The sequence below is a fragment of the Ruegeria sp. CJ6 genome (assembly GCF_056536665.1).
This window is the reverse complement of record NZ_JBQFQB010000002.1, coordinates 395,798-416,023: the sequence shown is the minus strand read 5'-3', so window position 1 is coordinate 416,023 and position 20,226 is coordinate 395,798. Positions and strand designations below refer to the sequence as shown.

15 protein-coding genes are annotated in these 20,226 nt (G+C 60.6%); 5 read left to right on the top strand and 10 right to left on the bottom strand.

Going from position 1 to position 20,226, the window contains the following annotated elements; genetic code table 11:
* Positions 1–137: 137 nt before the first annotated feature.
* Genes ACR0BT_RS07540 through ACR0BT_RS07530 form a run of 3 tightly spaced genes read right to left on the bottom strand, consistent with a single transcriptional unit; the run spans position 138 to position 3,665 of the window.
* Positions 138–1,778, bottom strand: a complete 1,641-nt coding sequence (locus tag ACR0BT_RS07540; protein WP_480762846.1) for an ABC transporter ATP-binding protein — start codon at positions 1,776–1,778, stop codon at positions 138–140.
* A complete protein-coding gene (locus tag ACR0BT_RS07535; RefSeq protein ID WP_170596389.1) occupies positions 1,768–2,688 on the bottom strand; it encodes an ABC transporter permease in 921 nt (306 codons plus the stop codon). Before ACR0BT_RS07535 ends, ACR0BT_RS07540 begins: the two co-directional genes overlap by 11 nt.
* A complete protein-coding gene (locus ACR0BT_RS07530; protein WP_170465664.1) occupies positions 2,685–3,665 on the bottom strand; it encodes an ABC transporter permease in 981 nt (326 codons plus the stop codon). Before ACR0BT_RS07530 ends, ACR0BT_RS07535 begins: the two co-directional genes overlap by 4 nt.
* Before the next feature lie 218 nt (positions 3,666–3,883).
* Between ACR0BT_RS07530 and ACR0BT_RS07525 the strand changes: the two genes are divergently transcribed.
* The 5 genes from ACR0BT_RS07525 (at position 3,884) to ACR0BT_RS07505 (ending at position 11,298) form a co-directional block, all read left to right on the top strand.
* The gene (locus ACR0BT_RS07525; RefSeq protein WP_170596386.1) at positions 3,884–5,491 is read left to right on the top strand and encodes an ABC transporter substrate-binding protein; all 1,608 of its coding nucleotides are present in this window, start codon (positions 3,884–3,886) and stop codon (positions 5,489–5,491) included.
* Positions 5,492–5,748: 257 nt separating this feature from the next.
* A complete protein-coding gene (locus ACR0BT_RS07520; protein ID WP_480762845.1) occupies positions 5,749–7,845 on the top strand; it encodes a hydantoinase/oxoprolinase family protein in 2,097 nt (698 codons plus the stop codon).
* Positions 7,845–9,497, top strand: coding sequence for a hydantoinase B/oxoprolinase family protein (locus tag ACR0BT_RS07515; protein WP_480762844.1), 1,653 nt, complete (start codon positions 7,845–7,847; stop codon positions 9,495–9,497). Before ACR0BT_RS07520 ends, ACR0BT_RS07515 begins: the two co-directional genes overlap by 1 nt.
* A complete protein-coding gene (locus ACR0BT_RS07510; RefSeq protein WP_480562160.1) occupies positions 9,494–10,561 on the top strand; it encodes a pyridoxal phosphate-dependent aminotransferase in 1,068 nt (355 codons plus the stop codon). Before ACR0BT_RS07515 ends, ACR0BT_RS07510 begins: the two co-directional genes overlap by 4 nt.
* On the top strand, positions 10,558–11,298 hold the full coding sequence (locus tag ACR0BT_RS07505; protein WP_170561818.1) for an aspartate racemase/maleate isomerase family protein: 741 nt from the start codon (positions 10,558–10,560) through the stop codon (positions 11,296–11,298). The genes ACR0BT_RS07510 and ACR0BT_RS07505 overlap by 4 nt, the downstream gene beginning before the upstream one ends.
* A 42-nt stretch (positions 11,299–11,340) precedes the next feature.
* On the opposite strand, the gene ACR0BT_RS07500 is transcribed toward ACR0BT_RS07505, so the two are convergent.
* From ACR0BT_RS07500 to ACR0BT_RS07470, 7 genes are read right to left on the bottom strand one after another with little or no spacing between them, the layout of a single operon-like run.
* The gene (locus ACR0BT_RS07500) at positions 11,341–12,879 is read right to left on the bottom strand and encodes a trimethylamine methyltransferase family protein (protein WP_480568324.1); all 1,539 of its coding nucleotides are present in this window, start codon (positions 12,877–12,879) and stop codon (positions 11,341–11,343) included.
* A 4-nt stretch (positions 12,880–12,883) separates the two neighbouring features.
* Positions 12,884–13,849 carry a D-2-hydroxyacid dehydrogenase gene (locus ACR0BT_RS07495; RefSeq protein WP_480762843.1) on the bottom strand — a complete coding sequence of 322 codons (966 nt, stop codon included), beginning with the start codon at positions 13,847–13,849 and terminating at the stop codon, positions 12,884–12,886.
* Positions 13,846–14,394: a hypothetical protein gene (locus tag ACR0BT_RS07490; protein WP_480762842.1), complete on the bottom strand. Its 549-nt coding sequence runs from the start codon at positions 14,392–14,394 to the stop codon at positions 13,846–13,848. Before ACR0BT_RS07490 ends, ACR0BT_RS07495 begins: the two co-directional genes overlap by 4 nt.
* A 2-nt stretch (positions 14,395–14,396) precedes the next feature.
* The gene (locus ACR0BT_RS07485; protein WP_480762841.1) at positions 14,397–17,234 is read right to left on the bottom strand and encodes a 2Fe-2S iron-sulfur cluster-binding protein; all 2,838 of its coding nucleotides are present in this window, start codon (positions 17,232–17,234) and stop codon (positions 14,397–14,399) included.
* Positions 17,234–17,497, bottom strand: a complete 264-nt coding sequence (locus ACR0BT_RS07480) for a sarcosine oxidase subunit delta (RefSeq protein ID WP_480762840.1) — start codon at positions 17,495–17,497, stop codon at positions 17,234–17,236. The genes ACR0BT_RS07485 and ACR0BT_RS07480 overlap by 1 nt, the downstream gene beginning before the upstream one ends.
* 1 nt (position 17,498) lies before the next feature.
* Positions 17,499–18,740 (bottom strand): FAD-dependent oxidoreductase, encoded by a 1,242-nt coding sequence (locus ACR0BT_RS07475; protein ID WP_480762839.1) that lies wholly within the window; start codon positions 18,738–18,740, stop codon positions 17,499–17,501.
* Positions 18,741–18,756: 16 nt separating this feature from the next.
* Positions 18,757–20,112: an MmgE/PrpD family protein gene (locus ACR0BT_RS07470; RefSeq protein WP_170608943.1), complete on the bottom strand. Its 1,356-nt coding sequence runs from the start codon at positions 20,110–20,112 to the stop codon at positions 18,757–18,759.
* Positions 20,113–20,226 lie beyond the last annotated feature (114 nt).

Below are 20,226 nucleotides of genomic sequence, written 5' to 3'. Positions count from 1 at the left end.
ATTCGCGAGTTGCTCCTGAGTTGCAGGTTCTCTTTACACCGATCTGTCGAGATGTCGGTAAAAACTGAGTTTCGGAATACAAGCAAAATGAGAAATCCACTGCGACTGAGATTCCCAAGTGTTGTTATTGCCCGCGCCTACGCAGTGTCATGTTTTGTATTTAAGTGATTTTCTTTTCGCTCTTTCAGCAGGTTCGTCAACCAATCCGGGTCCATCTCGGGAACCGAACTTAGCAGCAGCTTTGTATAGTCCGGGAAGGGTTCGGATAGAACGGTATTCTTCAATCCCTGCTCGACGACTTGACCATTCAGCATCACAACAATCTCGTCCGAAATAGCCTCGACCGTGGCAATGTCATGCGTGATGAACAGATAGGAAATTCCGCGCTCCTTTTGTAGGCGCATCAGCAATTGCAGGATGCCTTCCTGCACAATCTGGTCCAGCGCGGACGTCACTTCGTCACAAATAATCACCTCAGGGTCCGCGGCCAGAGCGCGCGCAATGCAAATTCTCTGTTTTTGTCCGCCGGACAATTCGCTGGGAAGACGATCAAAGAAGTCTTCCGACAACTCGATGGCTTCAAGCAGTTCGATGACCCGGTCCTCCTGCGCCCGGCCCCGCAGACCATGATAGAATTCCAGCGGACGTCCAATGATTTCACCTACGGTTTGACGCGGATTCATCGCGGTATCGGCCATCTGATAGATCATCTGAATTCTGCGCAGCTGATCACGGCTGCGGTTTTTCAGTTCGTTTGGCAGGACCTCGCCATTGAACGTGACCTGCCCGCTTGTGGCGGGCAGCAAGCCGGTGATCACCCGCGCCGTGGTCGATTTACCAGATCCGGATTCGCCGACAATCGACACCGTGCGCCCCCGCGGCAGGCTGATTGACACATTGTGCAACACCTTGGCGCTCTTGCCATAGGCCGCATCCACACCGTCAATTTTAAGGATGATATCATCCGAAGTCTCGGCTTGTTTTTGCAACAGACGCACGGACCAGAGGGATTTGGTATACTCTTGCTCGGGCGCAGACAGCATTTTGCGCGTTTCCGCCTCTTCTACCTCTTCTCCATAGCGCAGCACCTTGATCCGGTCCGCCATCTGCGCGACCACCGCCAGGTCATGGGTTATGTAGATTGCGGCGGTATGAAATTCTTCGACGATCCGGCGCATAGCAGTCAAAACTTCGACCTGGGTCGTCACATCCAGCGCAGTTGTCGGTTCGTCGAAAATGATCAGATCGGGACGGGGCGACATCGCCATGGCTGTCATGATCCGCTGTAACTGGCCACCGGAGACCTGATGCGGATAGCGGTCACCAATCGTTTCGGGATGCGGTAACGACAACGAGGCATAAAGCGCGCGGGCATCCTCACGCGCGACATTCTCGGGTTGCAGTCCCTCGCGCACCGTTGCAGCAACGGTCTGATCCAACAACTTATGCGCCGGGTTGAACGACGCAGCCGCCGATTGGGCCACATAGGCTATCCGCGATCCCCACAGATGCTGCAGCGCGTGGTCGTCGAGATCGCGCAACTCCTGCCCCTTGAACCGGATCGAACCGCCCGTGATACGACAGCCGGGCTGCGTGTATCCCATAGCCGCTTTGCCCAGCGTCGACTTGCCCGCGCCACTTTCGCCTATCAGGCCCAGCACCTCACCGCGCTTCAGGGTCAGGTTGACACCTTTGATGATCGGATTCCACTTTTCGTCCGAGAACCCCTCGATACGGATGTCGCGCATATCCAGCAGAAGATCAGTCTCAGTGTTCATCGCGTAATCCGCTTGTTTTGTGCAAGAACCAGTCGACGACAAAGTTGACCGCCACAGTGATCAACGCGATCGAGGCAGCGGGCAGCAGTGGCGTAATCCCGGCCTTGAAATCATATTTGGCGAACTGGATCAGATTGGCGGTCTCGCGCACCATTGTGCCCCAATCGGCGGTGGGCGGCTGAATACCGACGCCCAGAAAGCTGAGCGCAGCGATGGTTAGGAAAACGAAACAGAATCGCAGCCCGAACTCGGCCACCAGCGGAGGCATGATGTTGGGCAAAATCTCGCGACGCATCACCCAAGGCAGTTTTTCGCCGCGCAGCCGGGCTGCCTCGACATAATCCATCACTGCCACGTTCACCGCCACAGCGCGAGTCAGGCGGAACACGCGGGTTGAATCCAGAATCGCAATAATCAAAATCAACGACAGCGCCGACGAGCCGAAAATCGACAGCAGCATCAGCGCGAAAATCAGGCTGGGAATGGCCATAAATACATCTACGCCCCGGCTGATCAATTGATCCAGCCAACTGCGGTTAATCGCAGCGATCAGCCCCAGACCGCCTCCGATGAAGAACGCCAGCAGCGTAGTGACAAAAGCGATACCGATGGTGTTGCGCGCGCCATAGATCAGCCGCGACAGGATATCACGCCCGATCTGGTCGGTACCCAGCCAATGCTCGGACGACCAGGGTGCGTAAGGCGTCGGGAATACCTCGGCCTCTCCGTAAGGCGCGATGACCGGCGCTCCGATTGCCATGACTAGATAGAACAGGATCACAAACATGCCGAAAATTGCTGTCGGCGGCGCTTTCTTCAGCTCGATCCAAATACGCTCGCGCTTGCTGCGACGGGTCCGCACGCGACCCACCTCGGCGGCGGCTGAATATGTCTTGCTTGTCTGGCTCATTTTGGGTGCAGAAGCCTCGGGTTGGTGACGATTCCAATGATGTCGGCAATCAGGTTCAGAAGGACATATGTGGCGGCGAATATCAGGGCGCACGCCTGAACCACCGGGATATCGCGCGAGCTGACCGCATCGACCATCAGTTGGCCGACGCCGGGATAGACGAACACCACCTCGACCACGACCACTCCAACTACCAGATAGGCCAGGTTGAACGCGACCACCGTTGAAATTGGCGCCCACGCATTGGGCAGCGCGTGATGCAGAACCACGCGGCGGGCGTTCTCTCCTTTCAACCGCGCCATCTCGACATAGGGTGAAGCTAGAAGACTGATCAGCGAAGCCCGCGTCATACGCATCATGTGCGCGACGATTACAAGTGTCAGTGTAAGCGCAGGTAATATGCATTTGACGATCCGCTCGACCAGCGGCATCCCTGGCTCCACATTGGCCAACGACGGCAACACCGGCCATAGCGTTCCGAACAGCAAAATCAGGATATAGGCCACGAAGAACTCGGGGAAAGAGATCGCCGTCAAGGTGCTGGCGCTGGCCAGCTTATCATAGCGCGAATTGCGCCACAGCGCGGTGGTGATGCCCAGAAACAGCGCTAGCGGAACCGAGATCAGCGCCGCCATACCCGCAAGAAACAATGTGTTCCATAAGCGCGGTGCGACCAGTTCCACTACCGGACGTGATCGATCCACACCCGAACTCGCCCGACCTGAGAACGACGTTCCCAGATCCCCGGTCGCCAACGCACCGATCCAGTCGAAATATCGGATATAGGCAGGTTTATCGAGGCCAAGCTCGGCCCGGAACGCCGCCACCGTTTCCTCAGTCGCGGCCTGGCCCAGTACAGCCTCACCGAAATCGCCGGGCAGCATTTGGATTGAACAGAAGATAATGATGGAAACGACAACTAGGGTCACTACGCCAAGTCCCAGGCGTTTCAGTATCGTCACCAGAACCGGATGCATCTGAACTCCTTGCGTCTGCGGGGCTTCATTCGGCGGGTGCGCGCAGTCTAGACAAATCATCTCCGCAACACTGACAAAGAAAACATGACCTATGTCCCCGTTTTCTTCGTTTGTTGAAGCCGTACAGCCGAGTGATCTTCGCTTGGACGTTCGGAACGGGCCTGCGTGCTGCGGTTCAAAGAACATTGTGAACAACAGGTTCAACCAGGAGGCCCCAAATGAAAAAGCCCGGATCACCTTTCCTGTCCTCTCAAATGCAGAAACTGCAGAGCGGTCGGGTTTCACGTCGCAGCTTCATGTCAAGCGCACTGGCTGCAGGCCTTGCCGTTCCAGCAGCATTGAGCCTATCCGGACAAGCACTTGCGCAGGTCCCCAAAAAAGGCGGAGCGATCAAATTTGGCTTTGGCAGCGGTTCGACCACCGACTCGTTAGATCCAGCAACCTATGAAGGTACGATCAACACCGCTGTCGCCTATCTGTTCGGCAACAACTTGGTCGAAGTAGATGCAAGCGGCAATTTGGTGCCCGAACTCGCGACCGAGTATTCCTCGGACGACGCGATCACTTGGGTATTCACCCTGCGTGAAGGGGTCGAGTTCCACAATGGCCAAATCCTTAGCCCTGCCGATGTCATCGCCACTATCGACCACCACCGAGGCGAGGGATCGAAATCTGCGGTGAACGGCTTGGTCGCCCAAATCAAATCAATGCGCGCCGATGGCAACAACGTGGTGTTCGAGCTGGAATCAGCCAATGCCGACTTCCCATACATCCTGTCGGACTATCACTTGGTCATAATGCCTTCGACCGATGGCAAATTGACCGACCCGCAATCCGGTATCGGCACCGGTGGCTATATCATTGAGGTGTACGAACCAGGCGTGCGGGTAAAGGCGCGCCGCAACCCGAATTACTTCAAACAGGATCGGGCCCATTTCGATGAGGTCGAGTTCCTTACTATCATCGACCCGACTGCGCGCCAGACTGCGCTGATGAACGGATCAGTCCAGGCAATCGACCGGGTCGATCCCAAGACGGTCGCCCTGTTATCGCGGGCACCACATATCAACATCCTCGAGAAAACCTCGACCCTGCATTACACGATACCAATGCGGGTCGATGCCGCGCCCTTCGACAATTACGATCTGCGCATGGCGCTGAAGCTGGCAGTCAAACGCCAGGAACTGGTCGACAAGATCCTGCTGGGTCATGGCTCATTGGGCAACGATCATCCGATCTCGACCGCCAACCGCTATTTCGACGGCGATCTACCGCAACGCGAATTTGATGCTGAAAAGGCCACCTATCACTATAAGAAATCAGGCCATAGCGGCGCGCTGCAGCTATCATCTTCAGACGCGGCATTTGCTGGCGCAGTAGATGCGGCTCAATTGATCGCCGCATCCGCGGCCGAAGCAGGTATTGAAATCGAAGTGGTTCGCGAACCCTCGGATGGCTACTGGTCGAATGTCTGGAACAAGAAACCCTGGTCATTCTCGTACTGGTCGGGCCGCCCGACCGAGGACTGGATGTTTGCATCGGCCTATACCAACGACACCGAATGGAACGAGACCGCCTGGCGCACAGGCGAAGCCGCCGATCGCTTCAACGCCATCGTGGTCGAGGCCCGTGCAGAGCTGGACGACGCCAAACGCCGCACTCTGTATGCCGAAGCGCAGACTTTGGTTCATGATGATGGCGGTGCGATCGTTCCGATGTTCGCCAATCATATCATGGGTGTTGCCAAAACCGTCGCCCAGGGCGAGATCGCCGCGAATTGGGAAATGGATGGTGCCAAAGCCCCTGAACGCTGGTGGCTTGCCTGATCGCGCGCTCTCCGTCTGGTGGCCCGTGTCGGCAGATTTCTGGCCTGCAGAGACGATAGATGTCGCTTGCAGGCCTTTCTGTCGTAATCCAGCTTGCTGCCGCTATCTAGAAACTGCACATTTCGCCCATGACACAGACTGACATTCCGAATCCTACGGACCGCCGCGCAACCGGCTGTGATCTTGTGATCCTTGCATAAAGCAGGGCCTCGGGCCTTTTGCTTTACGCTGCGATTACAGAAATTTCGGAAGACCTCATGACAACTCAAACGCTGCGCCTGGCCATCGATATTGGCGGCACCTTCACCGATACGGTCCTTGTCTCTGGCGAAGAGACAATCCTGGCCTCCACCAAGACCCTGACCACCCATCAGAACCCTGCCGACGGCGCCATGGAAGGGGCCGCGCGAGTAATGCAGCAATCGGGCCGGACGCTGGATCAGGTGACCGGCTTTATCCACGGCACCACCCTGGCGACCAATGCGCTGATCGAACGTCGCGGCGCGGTGGTGGCGACGGTGACCACCGAAGGCTTTCGCGACATCCTGGAAATCGCGTATGAGCGGCGTTATTCGCAATACGATATCAACCTCGAGAAGCCTGACCTGCTGGTGCCGCGCGAGCGTGCTCTGACCGTGCGCGAACGCATGTCGGCGGGTGGTCAGGTATTGATCGAGCTCGAAGACTCGGCCATCGACGCACTGCTGGCCGATATCGACGCGAGCGGCGCAGAGGCCATAGCGATCTGCCTGATGCACGCTTATGCCAACCCCGCCCATGAACGCCGCCTACGCGATGTGCTGGCTGAGAAGCGGCCCGATCTGACCGTCTCGATCTCGTCCGAGGTCAGCCCCGAGGCGCGCGAGTTCGACCGGCTGTGCACCACTGTCGCCAATGCTTATATCCAGCCGCTGATGCAGACCTATCTGGCCCGTTTCGTCGACCGGTTCGAGGCCGAGGGCGTGACCTGTCCGATCCTGATGATGACGGCGGGCGGCGGCATGTGCACCGTGCGCACCGCCGCGCGTTTTCCGATCCGGCTGGTGGAATCCGGCCCCGCCGGAGGGGCCATTCTGGCCGCCCGCATCGCCGCCCGCACCGGGCTGGATCAGGTGCTGTCCTTTGACGTTGGCGGCACCACCGCTAAGCTGTGCCTGATCGACAAGGCCCGCCCGCAGACCTCGCGCCAGTTCGAGATCGCCCGCGCCGCGCGGTTCATAAAGGGCTCGGGCATGCCAGTGCGCATCCCGGTGATCGAGATGATCGAGATCGGCGCGGGCGGTGGCTCCATCGCCGGGGTGGATCGGTTGGGACGCCTGACCGTGGGTCCGAAATCGGCGGGGTCTGAACCCGGACCCGTGGCCTTCATGCGCGGCGGCACCGAGCCCACGGTGACAGACAGCGACATTACGCTGGGCTACATCGTGCCCGACACATTTGCCGAGGGGCATATCGAGCTGGACCCCGAAGGCTCCAAACAGTCGCTGAGCCGGGTGATCGGGTCGAAACTAGATCTCGATGCCGTTGGCTCAGCCGACGGCGTCAGCCGCATCGTCGACGAAAGCATGGCCAGCGCGGGCCGGATGCACGCGGTGGAATCGGGCAAGGATCTTGGACCGCGCACGATGATTGCCTTTGGCGGCAACGGGCCGTTACATGCCAGCCGGGTGGCACGATCCGCCGGGGTCAGCCGCATTGTAATCCCGCCCAATCCGGGCGTGGGGTCTGCCGTGGGCTTCCTGTTCGCACCCGTGTCGTTCGAAATCGTCCGCTCGCGCTATTCGCTGTTGGACAGCATGGACATGGATGAGATCAACGCTCTGTTCGACGCAATGATTTCCGAAGCCAAAGGCGTGGTTGCCCAGGGCGCAGGCGATGCCCCGACCGAAACCCACCGCACCGCCTTCATGCGCTACAACGGTCAGGGCCACGAGATCGAGATCACTCTGCCCGACCGGCATCTGACGGCAGACGATATTGCACCGCTGACCACCGCCTTTGAGGAAGAATATCGCAAGCAGTTCTCACGCCCGGTGCCGGGGATGCAGATTGAGATTCTCAACTGGGCGGTGCGCGTCGCGACCCTTGACAGCGCCGTGCCACCAGTGCCCGCTACACCTGCATTGACGACCTTCACCGCACCCGACACTCGCCCGATCACCTGCGATGTGGACGGCGCGCTGAAACAGGCCGCCTTCGTGGCGCGGGCCGATCTGAAGTCCGGCGACCATGTGCGCGGCCCGGCGCTGATCCACGAGCCGCAGACCACCACGCTGGTCTCGACTGATTTCTCGGCCCATGTGGACGCCATAGGAAACCTCGTCCTGGTTCAGGACCAGAAAGGAGGCGCATGATGGCGACCGATCTTTCCTCCGCCCGCCTGCAAGTGATGTGGAACCGTCTGCTGGCGGTGGTCGAAGAACAAGGCCAGACCCTGATACGCGCCGCCTTTTCGCCCATCGTGCGTGAGTGCGGCGATATCTCAGCCGGGATTTTCGACGTCAATGGTCGGATGCTGGCACAGGCGGTAACCGGCACGCCGGGCCATATCAACACCATGGCCGAAGCGGTGCAGCATCTGCGCGCCGCCTTCCCGGTTCAGACCATGAAACCGGGCGATATCTACATGACCAACGACCCGTGGCTGGCCTCGGGGCATTTGAACGACTTCCTGCTGATGATGCCCGCGTTCAAGGATGGCAAGGTTGTGGGCTTCACCTCGTGCACCTCGCATCTGGTTGATCTGGGTGGTCTGGGCATGGGGCCGGAAGGCTCCGACATCTATGACGAGGGGCTGCTGATCCCGCCCTGCAAACTGGTCGAGGAAGGCATCCCCAACGCGCTGCTGCTGGACATCATCCGCGCCAACAGCCGCGAGCCCATCGCCAACGAGGGCGACATCTATGCCCTGATCGCCTGTTGCGAGGCCGGGGTGAACCGGCTGGTTTCGATGATGGAAGAGTTCGGCCTGACCGATCTGGATGCGCTGGGGTCCTATATCATCGACACTTCGCGCCGTGGCACGCTTGAGGCCATCGCCGAGGTGCCCGAAGGTATCTACAAAAACGTCCTGAAAATGGACGGCTATGAGAATGAGCTGGAACTGCACGCCGCGCTGACCGTCAGTAAATCGGGGATGCATGTGGATTTCACCGGCACCTCGGGCTGTTCGCGCAAGGGCATCAACGTGCCGCTGAACTATGCCACCGCCTATACGGTGTTCGCGCTGCGCTGCATCGTCGGCTCGGACATCCCCAACAATGCCGGATCGCTGGAGCCGTTCACCGTCGACGGCCCCAAGGGCTGCATCCTGAATGCGCAGCGCCCGGTGCCGGTGGCGATGCGGCACACGCTGGGTCAGGTGACACCCGATCTGGTGCTGGGCTGCCTGCATCAGGCGCTGCCCGATGAAGTTCCGGCTGAAGGCGCAAGCTGCATGTTCGACCTGCCGATGCGCCACGCGCCCGAAGTGGCCCGCGATGGCGGGCAGGAATTCGCGGTGGAACCGGTGCATAACGGCGGAACCGGCGCACGACCCCATGCGGATGGTCTGTCAGCCACCGCCTACCCCTCGGGCGTGTTCGGTTCGCAGGTGGAGATCACCGAAAGCGTCGCGCCGGTGACCATCTGGCGACGCGAGCTGCGCGCGGATTCCGGTGGCGCGGGCAAGTATCGCGGCGGGCTTGGGCAGCGGATCGAGATGACATCGGCCAACGGCGCGCCCTTCATCGTGTTCCTGTCGGTCGAGCGGCTGAAATTCCCCGCCCTGGGCCGCATGGGCGGTCAGCCCGGCGCGCCGGGGCGCATCCGGTTCCGTGATGGCGACAGCGACATTCCCGGCAAGGGAGAGCTGCGGGTCGAAGGCGGCGATTATCTGATCTTCGACACTCCCGGTGGTGGCGGTTTCGGCGATCCGGGCGACCGCAACTCGGATGCGCTGGCGCTGGACCTCAAACGCGGTTTGGTCAGTGCCGAGGGCGCCAATGCGTACGGAGGTGACGTATGATCCGTCCGGTTTCTCATGTCGGCGCCATGGGCGCCTATGCGCTGGCCGATCTGGGTGGTGAAGGCACCATCTCGCTGGCGCAGAACGAAAGCGCCTTTCCGGCCAGTCCGTCCGCCGTGGCGGCCGGGCAGGCAGCGCTGGCTGATCTGACGCTCTACCCCGATCCCGAATGGCCCGACATGCGCGCGGCCATTGCCGGGGTACACGGGGTCGACCCGGCGCGGGTGCTGTGTGGCGCGGGCTCGATGGAGCTGATCGGCTGCCTGATCCGCGCCTTTGCCGGGCCCGGCGATCACGTGCTGGGCACGCAGTATGGCTATGCCTTCGTGGCCTCGGCCACGGCGCAGGCGCAGGCCGAATACGTCGCCGCGCCCGAGGTCGATCTGACCGTATCCGTCGACGCGGTTCTGGCCGCCGTCACCCCGGCGACCCGTATCGTGTTTGTCTGTAACCCGGGCAATCCCACCGGCACCCTGATCCCGAATGCCGACATCCTGCGCCTGCGCAACGCGCTACCCGGCGACGTGCTGCTGGTGGTCGATCAGGCCTATGCCGAGTTCGCCGACCAAGCCAACGATCCAGCAGAGATTTTCGCGCTGGCTGATCGGGGGGATACCGTGATCACCCGCACCTTCTCCAAGGCTTACGGGCTTGCCGGGGCGCGCGCCGGGTGGGGCTATTTCCCCACCGACATCGCCAGAGAGCTGCGCAAGCTGTTGAACCCCAACAACATCTCGATTGCCTCGCAGGCTGCGGCAGCGGCGGCGATGCGCGATCAGGCGCATATGCGGGACGTGGTCGCGAAAACGGCAACCATTCGCGATCGGCTCGCGGAGGACTGCCGCGATCTGGGGCTGATCGTACCGGACAGCCACACCAATTTCGTGCTGATCCGCTTTGCCTCGACCGAGCAGGCGCAACATGCCGACGCCGCGCTACGGGCCGAGAAACTGCTGATGCGCGGTATGGGCGGCTATGGTCTGTCCGACTGCCTGCGCGCCACGATCTGCGACACGCCGGTAATGGATCGCTGTCTGGCCGTTCTGAGAAAGGTAACGTCATGAGCCACGAAACGCGTACCCGGGCCAAGATCGGCGTTCTGGTGCCCTTCACCAACACCAACCTCGAGGCCGATATGGCCTTGATGCGCTGCCCGGATACCACCGTGCATTTCCAGCGCATGGGTGGTTATGATGTCGATGAAATCCCCGGTTCTGACCAGATGGCGGGGCTTGGGGCCTCGGACATCAGCCACGATTTGCGGATGATTTCGGGCGTGCGGCCAGATGTGGTGCTGTACGGCTGCACCTCGGCCACGCTGACCCATGGACCGTCTTTCGACGCCGATCTGGCGCAGCAGATCAAGGCCGGATCGGGAGCGCAATCGCTGACAGCCGCCGGATCGCTGATCGCTGCCATTCAGGCGCTTGGGGTGACGAAAGTGGGCTTTTCCTCGCCCTATCTGGGCGAGATCAACACGCAGGCGATGGATTTCATGGCCGCAAACGACATCGAAACCGTGCGTTGCGCCGACGTTGGTCGCGAGCTGGGCAATTACGGACAAGGAGAGCTGACCCCGGACGAGGTTTACGACCTCGCCTGTGAGGCAGACCACCCGGACGCGCAAGCCGTCGTGCTCAGCTGCACCGACATGCGCGCAGTCGAGGCCATCGAGCAGATCGAGGACACGCTGGACAAGCCGGTGGTGACCTCAAATCAGGCGATGATGTTCTGCATGATGCGGGCGCTGGGTCTGCCACGCCACGAGGCGCTGCCGGGCCGGTTGTTCGATCTGCTGTAACCGAACCGGGGCAGCGGTCGACCCCCCTGCCCCGATATTCCATCAGGGTTCGCCGCTGCCGATCTCTTCCTTGCGTTTGGCGATATAGGCATCCAGCTCCTCACGCACGGAGGGGTCCATCTCGGGCATCTGATACTCGCGTAGCGCCTGCTGCCAAACCTCGGTGGCGCGTTGCAGGGCGTCCTTGGCTCCGGCCGCCTCCCAGTTTTCATAGTTCTGCCAGTCGGACAGCATCGGTTTGTAGAACGCGGTTTCATAGCGTTCCATCGTGTGATCGACGCCAAAGAAATGGCCGCCAGTGGGCACCGATTTGATGGTGTCCAGGCCCAGTTCATCCGTGTTAAATTTCATCGGTTTGAGGAATTCCATCATGTTCTGGATGATCTCGATATCCATAACGAATTTCTCGTAAGATGCGGTCAGCCCGCCTTCAAGCCAGCCGGCGGCATGATAGACGATATTAGCCCCTCCCAGAACCGCGCCCCAGGTGGCCATCATCGTTTCGTATGCCGCCTGCAAATCCACCACGTTGGACGCATTTGCATTCGATGTCCGGTACGGAATGCCATAGCGCCGCGCCAACTGCCCGCCGACAATATTCGCCTTGGCATTCTCCGGTGTACCAAAGGCCGGAGCCCCAGATTTCATGTCCACATTCGAGGTGAACGAGCCATACATGACAGGCGCTCCCGGGCTGACCAACTGCGTCAGCACCACACCGAACAGCGCCTCGGCGTTCTGTTGCGCCAGCGCGGCAGGCAGCGTGACCGGTGTCATGGCCCCCATCAGAGTGAACGGCGTGACCGTCACCGGTTGACCATACTCGGCCATCGCGATCAGGCCGTCACCCATGGCATCGTCGAACAGGCGCGGAGAGTTCACCGAAATGATTGTGATCACCCCCGGATCGCCGCGCATGTCCTCGGGTTTCTGACCGCGCGAAATCGCCATCATGTTGATGCCATCCATCGCCCGCCCGCGCCCGATAGCGGTGCAGTGAAAGCTCAGGTCGCTATAGCTCAGGTTGGCGTTGTAGGTGTCCAGATGGCGGTTGTTGGCGGGCATTTCGATCGGGGCCATCACCTGATTGCCGATCAGATGGATAGCGTTGAAGTGATGCGCCAACCGGATGAAGTTGCAATAGTCATCATAATTACCCTGACGGCGGCCATTGATACAGTCATGTACGTTCGGCGGCCCGGCAACCAAACCAAAATTCACATGATCGCCGCCCAGCGTAATCTGTTTCGCGCGGTTGCGAGAGGTCAGCGTGAATTCCGAGGGCACCGTTTTCAACGCTTCGGCGACAATGGTTTCGTCCATACGGATGGTCTTGGTGTCGCGGTCTACGATGGCCCCCGCGCGTTCGAAAATGTCCATAACATTGTCGCCCATCACCCGGATACCGGCCTCGGACAGAATGCGCATCGAGGTTGTATGCAGCTGATCCATCTGTTCAGGGTTCAACAGCTCGAACGGCGGATAGCTGTTGCGCACCTGTTGCCAGGGCAGCTGTTCGATTCCCGCCGCCGCGCGCCCGGATTTGCCGCGTCGCCCGCCGCTGCGTCTGTCTCGTGCCATTGACCTAGTATCCCCGTTGTGGATTTACGATGTTGTTCAGCACCTCGCCCTTGCGATAGCGCATCAGGTTCTCGGAAAACATGCGGACCGATTTCAGATCCCAGCCGTCATAGACCGAGCTGCAGTGCGGTGTGACGATCACGTTGTCCAGTTCCCAGAACCTGTGCCCCTGAGGCAGCGGTTCGGTAACGAACACGTCCAGCGCCGCGCCTCTGATCCGGTTCTGTTCCAGCGCGGCCAGTAGAGGTGCTTCGTCAATTACCCCACCTCGCGAGACGTCGATTATCACCGTCGTCGGTTTCATGACGGCAAAAGCCCCTGCCCCGACCAGACCGCGCGTGCTGTCCAGCAGAGGTACGCAAACGACGATAAAGTCAGCGCGTGGCCAGAGATCAGGCAAAGCCTCCATCCCGTGTACCTCGTCCACGTTGGGGGTCAGTTTCGGGCGGGCCCGTACACCGATTGTGTTCAGCCCCATAGCTTTGGATCGTGCCGCAACAGCCTCTCCTGTTTTGCCAAGGCCGATGATCAGCACCGTCTTGCTGTCGATGGGCTCGACTTTGCCGCCGATCCAGTCCCGCCGCGCCTGCGCGGCACGAAAGCCCGGGAAATCCAGCGTGAAATGCAGCATCGCCCCCAGCGCATATTGTGCCATCATATCGGCGGCGACCCCGGCGGCATTTGTCACCGTTACCTCATCAGGGTTCCAAGGGTTCAGGTGATCGGTACCTGAGCCGCCGACCGAAGCCCATTTGATTTGCGGGTTCTCGACCAGTGCTGCGCGTGGAAAGCCGGGGGTGCCCGCAAAGCGAACGGAATAGACAACTTCAGCCCCTGTATCCTCGATCAAACCCGTGAGCGCCTCGTAGCTGTCGCAGGTGTGGATCGGCAGATCGGGATGACCTTCAGCAAGAACCGCACGGGCAGCGTCGGGGTTATCGGTGTGCAAGATCACGGTGGGGGATTTCATGCGGGTACCTCCGGTTGGAACTCGGCGCTGGCAATGGCTACCGCGTTGGCGAAAAAAGCAGTGGCGGCGACGTCGAAAAGGACATCGAACCCCACACCTTTGCGGTCGTTGCGCCATGTGATTGCCTCGACATAGCCCACGCGGGTCTGGGCGATCTTTCCCACTGGAAAGGCACCGGGCGACAGGTCGACCGGGCAAATCTTGGCCAGCAGATCGAACAGGCGCGGGCCGGTCAGGTGCATCATGGCCCAGGTTTCCTCGCGCCAGGAATAATAGCCCTTTGGCGTGGCGGCGACCTGCCACCGGGCATACAGGTCGGCAGGCGCATCCAGTACCACCACCTCTTCCTGACCCAGACGCAGAAGGCCATCGGCGGTTTCGTTGACGTCTGGCACCTTCAGGCCCCGCGATTGCAAAAACGCCACGGTGCCTCGGCCCTTGAGGCCAAAACGCGGCGTATGGGTCAGGTCCTGCAGGAAAATCTGCCCGGAAACCAGCGGTGTGCCTTCAGCAGCGCCCATTGGGTCAAGCGGATAGGTTCGCATCATCACACCTCCTGCCGTTTGTTTTCAGGATCAAAGAAGGTGTGGCCGCGCACAGTTGTAACGACGCGCTTGCCATTGCGGCACTTCACCGTGACCTGCGATCCTTGCGTAGCGTCATCGCCATGCACATATGCTAGCGCGATATGGGTGTTCAGCGTCGGCGACCACAGGACCGAGGTCACATGCCCCACCGGTACATCGTCCCTCAGTACCAGACAGCTTTCCCCCGGTACATCTGGCCCGTCGAATGTCAGCCCGACCAGCTTGCGCGGCAGGCCTTTGTTTCGGCGCATCTCGGTTGAGCGCTTGCCCACGAAAAACGGCTTGGTCTTCGAGATCGCCCATTCGAACCCCAGCTCATCCGGCGAGGTCAGCGCGTCGGTGTCCTGACCAATCAGGATATGGCCTTTCTCCAACCGCAGAATCCGGCTGGCTTCCAGCCCGTAAGGGCGCAACTCGTGCGCGTGACCCGCCGCCATCACCGCATCCCACAGGGTGTGGGCATAGCTGGTGGGGCAGTGCAGCTCGTAGCTCAACTCGCCGGTGAACCCAATCCGCATGGCGCGCACCGGCACCCCGGCCACCATGCCGCTACGCCCGTCGAGATAGGCAAATCCATCGCGCGAGAAATCGATGTCGCTGTCCAGCGCTTCGACCACGGGGCGCGCCTTGGGACCGGTAATGTTGAAGCCCGAGAAGGCCGAGGTGACGTTCAGCACATCCACATCCAACCGCCACTGCGCATTCCAGAACAACATATCCGAATAAACCCGCGCCACGGCCCCGGTGGTGGCGGTGACATAGAACAGATCCTCGGCCAGCCGATACGCCACGCCATCGTCGATCACCGTGCCCATTTCGTTTGTCATCAGGCAGTACCGGCAGCGGCCCACAGGCTGCTTTTTGTAGGCCATGGTGTAAATGCGGTTGAGGAATTCGCCCGCATCCGGGCCACGCACCTCGAGCCCGCCCAGAGTTGAAACATCCAGCACGCCGACCCCATTGCGCACCGCATGCACCTCTTCTTCGATGAGGCGCTTGGCGTCTTGTTTCGGGCCGTAGAAATAAGGCCGCCACCACGCTCCGACCGGGCGCATGTCCGCCCCCAACCGGATATGTTCGTGATGCAGCGCTGTGCGCCTGTCTGCCGGGTGATGATGACCAGACAGCCCGCCCAGCGTTTCGGGGCCAAAGGGCGGACGGGCGGTAGTCACGCCGATCTGCCCGATGGTGCGGTCGGTCGCCTTGGCCACCACCCGGGCGGTGGCCAGCGCCGAGTGCCGCCCTTGTGACGGCCCCATACCGACGGTGGTAAAGCGCTTGATCAGCTCCAACTCGCGATAGCCTTCCTTAACCGCGTTTTGCAGGTCCTTGATTTGAATATCCTCGTCCCGGTCGACAAAATCCTTGCCCTTGGGATGCCCGGCGATTGCCGGTTCGAAATTCGTCAACGCAGCCTCGACATCTTCGACCTGCGCGATGTCGCGGGTTGGCAGCCCCAGACGAGTCAACGCCGTCTGTGCCGCGCGTTGCGCATCGGCCACCACCGCATCAGGCGCAAAGACACCGGCAACACCCCCGGCAATGCCCAGCGGAGCGTCTGGCAGAGACAGGGAAAACCGCGCCGCCGTTTCATTGTAGCCAAGTTTCGCGCCAGCATGACAGGGCAGTTGCCACATTGGCGCATAGCCGACCGAAATTACCAACAGATCGCAATCTAGCCAGTCGCCTCCGACCTTTACGCCGGTAACATGGGTCTTGCCACGCGCCTCGCCCACGGCGCCGTGAATGACACGCGTTCCCCTTGTTGCCAGTTGCTGGCCAAGCTCACTGCCGCTGCCACCGGGGCGCGGATCAACCACAGCCGCCAGTTCTACGCCTGCGTCCAACAGATCCAGCGCCACCCGATAACCGTCGAGATTGGCGGCCAGTACCACCGCGCGCTTGCCCGGTTTCACACCATAGTGCCGCATAAGCCGTTGCGCACCAGTGCCCAGCAAGATGCCCGGCAGGTCATTGTTTCGGAAGATCGCGGGCTGTTCGATGCAGCCGGTGGCCAGCAGAACCTCGCGCGCGCGCGTCTTGAACAGCTTGTTGCCCCGGATCAGCGGCAGCCAGTTGTCCTCGAACCAGCCGTTCACCACTGTACCGGTCATGATGCGGAGGTTCGGCAGGCTTTGCACTTTCGCCAGCAGGTCGGACAGCCTGTCGGCATCGCGGCCATAGGTCAGCGCACCGCCCAAGACCGGCTCCTGCTCGGCCAGAATGACGTCAGCCCCGGCCTCGGCGGCTTCGATGGCGGCGGTCAACCCGGCCAGCCCCGCGCCGACGACCAGCAGATCACAAAACAGGTTGGCCTTTTCGTAGTCTTCATGCGGTGCGTTGATATCCAGAACGCCCAGCCCAGCCTTCTTGCGGATCAGCGGCTCCCACAGTTTCAGCCAGCTATTGCGCGTCGGGCCCATGAAGGTGCGATAATAGAACCCCACCGGCATGAATCGCCCCAGCTTGTCCATGAATGCGTCGCGGTCTCGCGCCAGTGATCCGTTGACGTTCTGCGCCTTAACTTGCAGCCCTGCCGAAATCGGATGCCGGTCGGCCTGCACGTTCGGGTCCGAGGGCAGTTGCACCAGCGTATCGGCCTCGGTGCCCGCCATCGACATCGCACCGCGCGGTCGGTGGTATTTGAACGAGCGCGACAGCATCCACTTCCCCTGCCCGGCCAAAGCCGAGGCGATCACATCACCTTCGTATCCCTGAAACGCCTGCCCTTCAAAGCTGAACGATACCGGCGCATCTCGATTGATCCTGTTGCCCCAGGGTGCGGGAAGTCGGGCCATCACCTTTGCTCCAGCTCTGAGGGGTCAAAAGTGCGGATCACCTCGTTCGTGGTGGCGTTGCGCTCGGCCAGAAAGAAATAGTTCGAGGGCACGTGCCGCCACCATTCCACCAGCGTTCCGCGTGAATTGTTGGCTCGGAACAGGTGACGTGCCCAGTCCTGATCGCTGGTTGCATCCGGGTCGGGGTCGGCGCGCAGAGGGCCGAAGCTCTGGAATTCATTAATATTGCGGGGCCCGTTCATCGGGCAGATCAGGATCTTCATGTCAGTGGCTCGCGGCAGTTGCGCCCATTTCATTGAGCAGATCAAAGGTGGCGAAACGCTCCATTGTGAAGGGTTCGAGTATCGGCGCGACCTTCTGGTTGGCGATGGACTGCGCCATGTACTTGCCCGCCACCGGAGTGGCTTTGAACCCCCAGGTGCCCCAACCGCAATCTAGCCATAGGTTGGACAATGGGCTGGCACCCATGATGGGTGAGTAATCGGGCGTCATGTCGGTAATCCCGGCCCATTGTCGCAACAGACGCACCCCGTGCAGGAACGGGAACAAATGTACCGCGCCTTCGGCCAGATGTTCTTTCATGTCCAGTGTCGAGCGGGTGGAATACAGCTGATAAGGGTCCGAGCCACCGCCGATCACGATCTCGCCTCGCGATGACTGCACCAGATAGGTGTGCAGGCTGACCGAACTGACCAGCGTGTGCAGCCACGGTTTCAGCGGCTGCGTGACCATCGCCTGCAACGGATAGCAACGGATCGGCAATTCTACCCCGGCTTTCATCGCCATGTCGTAGTTCATGCCCCCGACAGCAATCATCACCTGCCCGGCACTGATATCACCGCGATTGGTGCGCACTTTTGTGATCTTGCCACCGGCAGTGTCGAACCCTTCAACCTCGGTACGTTGATGAATTTCCACCCCGCGCCTACTGGCTTGCGCTGCATAGCCCCAGGCCACCGCATCATGCCGCGCAGTGCCTCCATCGGCGTGCCACAAACCGCCGATGATTTCCAGCGGCCCGCCCTCATCCATATTCAGATGCGGGGACAGGTCCTTGACCGTCTGCGCATCAACGACCTCGATCCGGGTGCCCGCGTGTTTACCCATCTCGGCCCGCAGATGGAACGAGCGTAGCGTCGCCTCGGTATGGGCCAGCGTCAGTTGACCGCGCTGGCTGAACATGACGTTGAAATCCAGCTCTTCGCTCATCTTCCCGTAAAGCTGCACACCTTTCTTGTAGAACGCGATGCCCTCTTTGGTGATGTAGTTCGAGCGGATGGTAGTGGTGTTCCGCGCGGTGTTGCCGCCCGCCAGATAACCCTTTTCCAGCACAGCCACATTGGTGATGCCGTGATACTTTGATAGGTAGTGGGCACAGGCCAGTCCGTGGCCGCCACCACCTACGATGACCACATCGTAACTGGGTTTAAGCTCTGGCGTGGTCGGAATGTCTCCGGTGACAGGGTAATCGGCGGATAGCCCGTATTTCAGCAGCCTTAGCGGCATTTTTGTTGTCCTGATTTCAGCGGTTGTCAGCGGCGTCATAAATCAGCGCGCCGAGATCCGAGAATTTGGCGTCCGGCGACTGCAACCCCAGAACCGCGTCGCGTATGGCGGCGGCACGGCTGACCCCCAGCGGTGGACTGGCGAACTCCATGAACTTGGCGATCACTTCGTCACGGTCCATGGGTGCCTCGGGCCCGCCGCGCGCGTGGACGTCGCCCGACGCCAGTTCCCGCCCATCCGTCAAGGTCATGACGACATCAGCAACGCGGCTTTGAGGAAAGCGGTCGGAATGGCGCGCGGTCTCGGCCACCGAGATACGGTCGACAATCGCCGCGACCAGCGGATCGGAGAGGCCCGCGCCGGTGATATGCTCGACCCCGATACGGCCGTGCGCCACCATCGTCGCCACAGCGAAGGGCAGCGAATACTGCGCCTTCGAAGTGTCATCCGGCATACCCTGAAACAGGCAGGCACTTTCGTGGAAAGTGTTCACCTGAATCGCGGCAATGTCCTGATGAGACAGGCCATATTCACGCATCAGCGCCCTAGTGGCGTCGATCGCCGCATGGGCCCAACGACAGATCGGATAGGGCTTCACATATTGATGTTCCATCTGCCAGAAGCTGCCCAGATCCCGCCAGTGATGCGCGACCTCATCCGCCTCTATTGTGATCGCCGGCGCGCCGGTAAATCCCTTCTCGGCCAGCACTGCCGAGGATACACCCACCAGCGCGCCCCAGCCCGAGCCGTCATGCAGCATGGTGGGGTTGGCAATCTCGCGCATCATTTGACTGCGCGGCCCGTGATATTCGGCGATGCCCATGGCCTGCCGCATCCGTTCTGCGCTCAGCCCGCGCAGACGGGCGGCAACGGCCACAACTCCCAACGCGTTCCATGCGCCGGAAGTGTGGTAGTCGCTGACTGTGTCATGCAACGAAATCCCGGCGCGCCCGGCGATTTCGTATCCAATAGTTACGGTCGCCAACGCCTCGGGGCCGGAAAAATCCGCGACCGTTTCCGCCAAAGCCGCCAGAGCCGGCACAACGGCAACACCGATATGGCCCTTGGTGGGGTTATAGCCGTCATGGCCATCCAGATTATCGGTCTGAGTCGCAGCGGCATAAGCCGCGCCGGCAACGCTAACCTTGCGGCCATCGAACAGCATCCGTGCGCTGAGGCCCGGATCGCCCGCACCGTAAAGCGCCACTGCGCTGTCACGCGCGATCTGACCGGCCTGCATCGGTCCGGACCCGATGGTGATCCCCATCGTGTCCAGCAGCATCAGTGCCGCCGCTTCGAGCGCGCTGTCGGGGAAATCCTGCACCCTTCGATTTAGCGCAAACTTTGCGATAGTTTGAAATGTGTTGGTCACGATGCCCTACAGATGAGGTTTCGGGTTCGGCCAAAACCTAAGTGTGTTTGCCCATCGCAGCACGAAAACAATACGAGGGCAATGGCCCCGGAAAATTTGTAGCTTTGGCTCCGC

What these genes read in the sequence shown, in the direction of transcription:
- ACR0BT_RS07530 (WP_170465664.1), bottom strand. Translation starts at nt 3,665, where the DNA reads ATGCATCCGGTTCTGGTGACGATACTGAAACGCCTGGGACTTGGCGTA.
- ACR0BT_RS07500 (WP_480568324.1), bottom strand. Translation starts at nt 12,879, where the DNA reads ATGGCACGAGACAGACGCAGCGGCGGGCGACGCGGCAAATCCGGGCGC.
- ACR0BT_RS07505 (WP_170561818.1), top strand. Translation starts at nt 10,558, where the DNA reads ATGAGCCACGAAACGCGTACCCGGGCCAAGATCGGCGTTCTGGTGCCC.
- ACR0BT_RS07535 (WP_170596389.1), bottom strand. Translation starts at nt 2,688, where the DNA reads ATGAGCCAGACAAGCAAGACATATTCAGCCGCCGCCGAGGTGGGTCGC.
- ACR0BT_RS07520 (WP_480762845.1), top strand. Translation starts at nt 5,749, where the DNA reads ATGACAACTCAAACGCTGCGCCTGGCCATCGATATTGGCGGCACCTTC.
- ACR0BT_RS07495 (WP_480762843.1), bottom strand. Translation starts at nt 13,849, where the DNA reads ATGAAATCCCCCACCGTGATCTTGCACACCGATAACCCCGACGCTGCC.
- ACR0BT_RS07540 (WP_480762846.1), bottom strand. Translation starts at nt 1,778, where the DNA reads ATGAACACTGAGACTGATCTTCTGCTGGATATGCGCGACATCCGTATC.
- ACR0BT_RS07475 (WP_480762839.1), bottom strand. Translation starts at nt 18,740, where the DNA reads ATGCCGCTAAGGCTGCTGAAATACGGGCTATCCGCCGATTACCCTGTC.
- ACR0BT_RS07490 (WP_480762842.1), bottom strand. Translation starts at nt 14,394, where the DNA reads ATGCGAACCTATCCGCTTGACCCAATGGGCGCTGCTGAAGGCACACCG.
- ACR0BT_RS07510 (WP_480562160.1), top strand. Translation starts at nt 9,494, where the DNA reads ATGATCCGTCCGGTTTCTCATGTCGGCGCCATGGGCGCCTATGCGCTG.
- ACR0BT_RS07480 (WP_480762840.1), bottom strand. Translation starts at nt 17,497, where the DNA reads ATGAAGATCCTGATCTGCCCGATGAACGGGCCCCGCAATATTAATGAA.
- ACR0BT_RS07485 (WP_480762841.1), bottom strand. Translation starts at nt 17,234, where the DNA reads ATGGCCCGACTTCCCGCACCCTGGGGCAACAGGATCAATCGAGATGCG.
- ACR0BT_RS07525 (WP_170596386.1), top strand. Translation starts at nt 3,884, where the DNA reads ATGAAAAAGCCCGGATCACCTTTCCTGTCCTCTCAAATGCAGAAACTG.
- ACR0BT_RS07515 (WP_480762844.1), top strand. Translation starts at nt 7,845, where the DNA reads ATGGCGACCGATCTTTCCTCCGCCCGCCTGCAAGTGATGTGGAACCGT.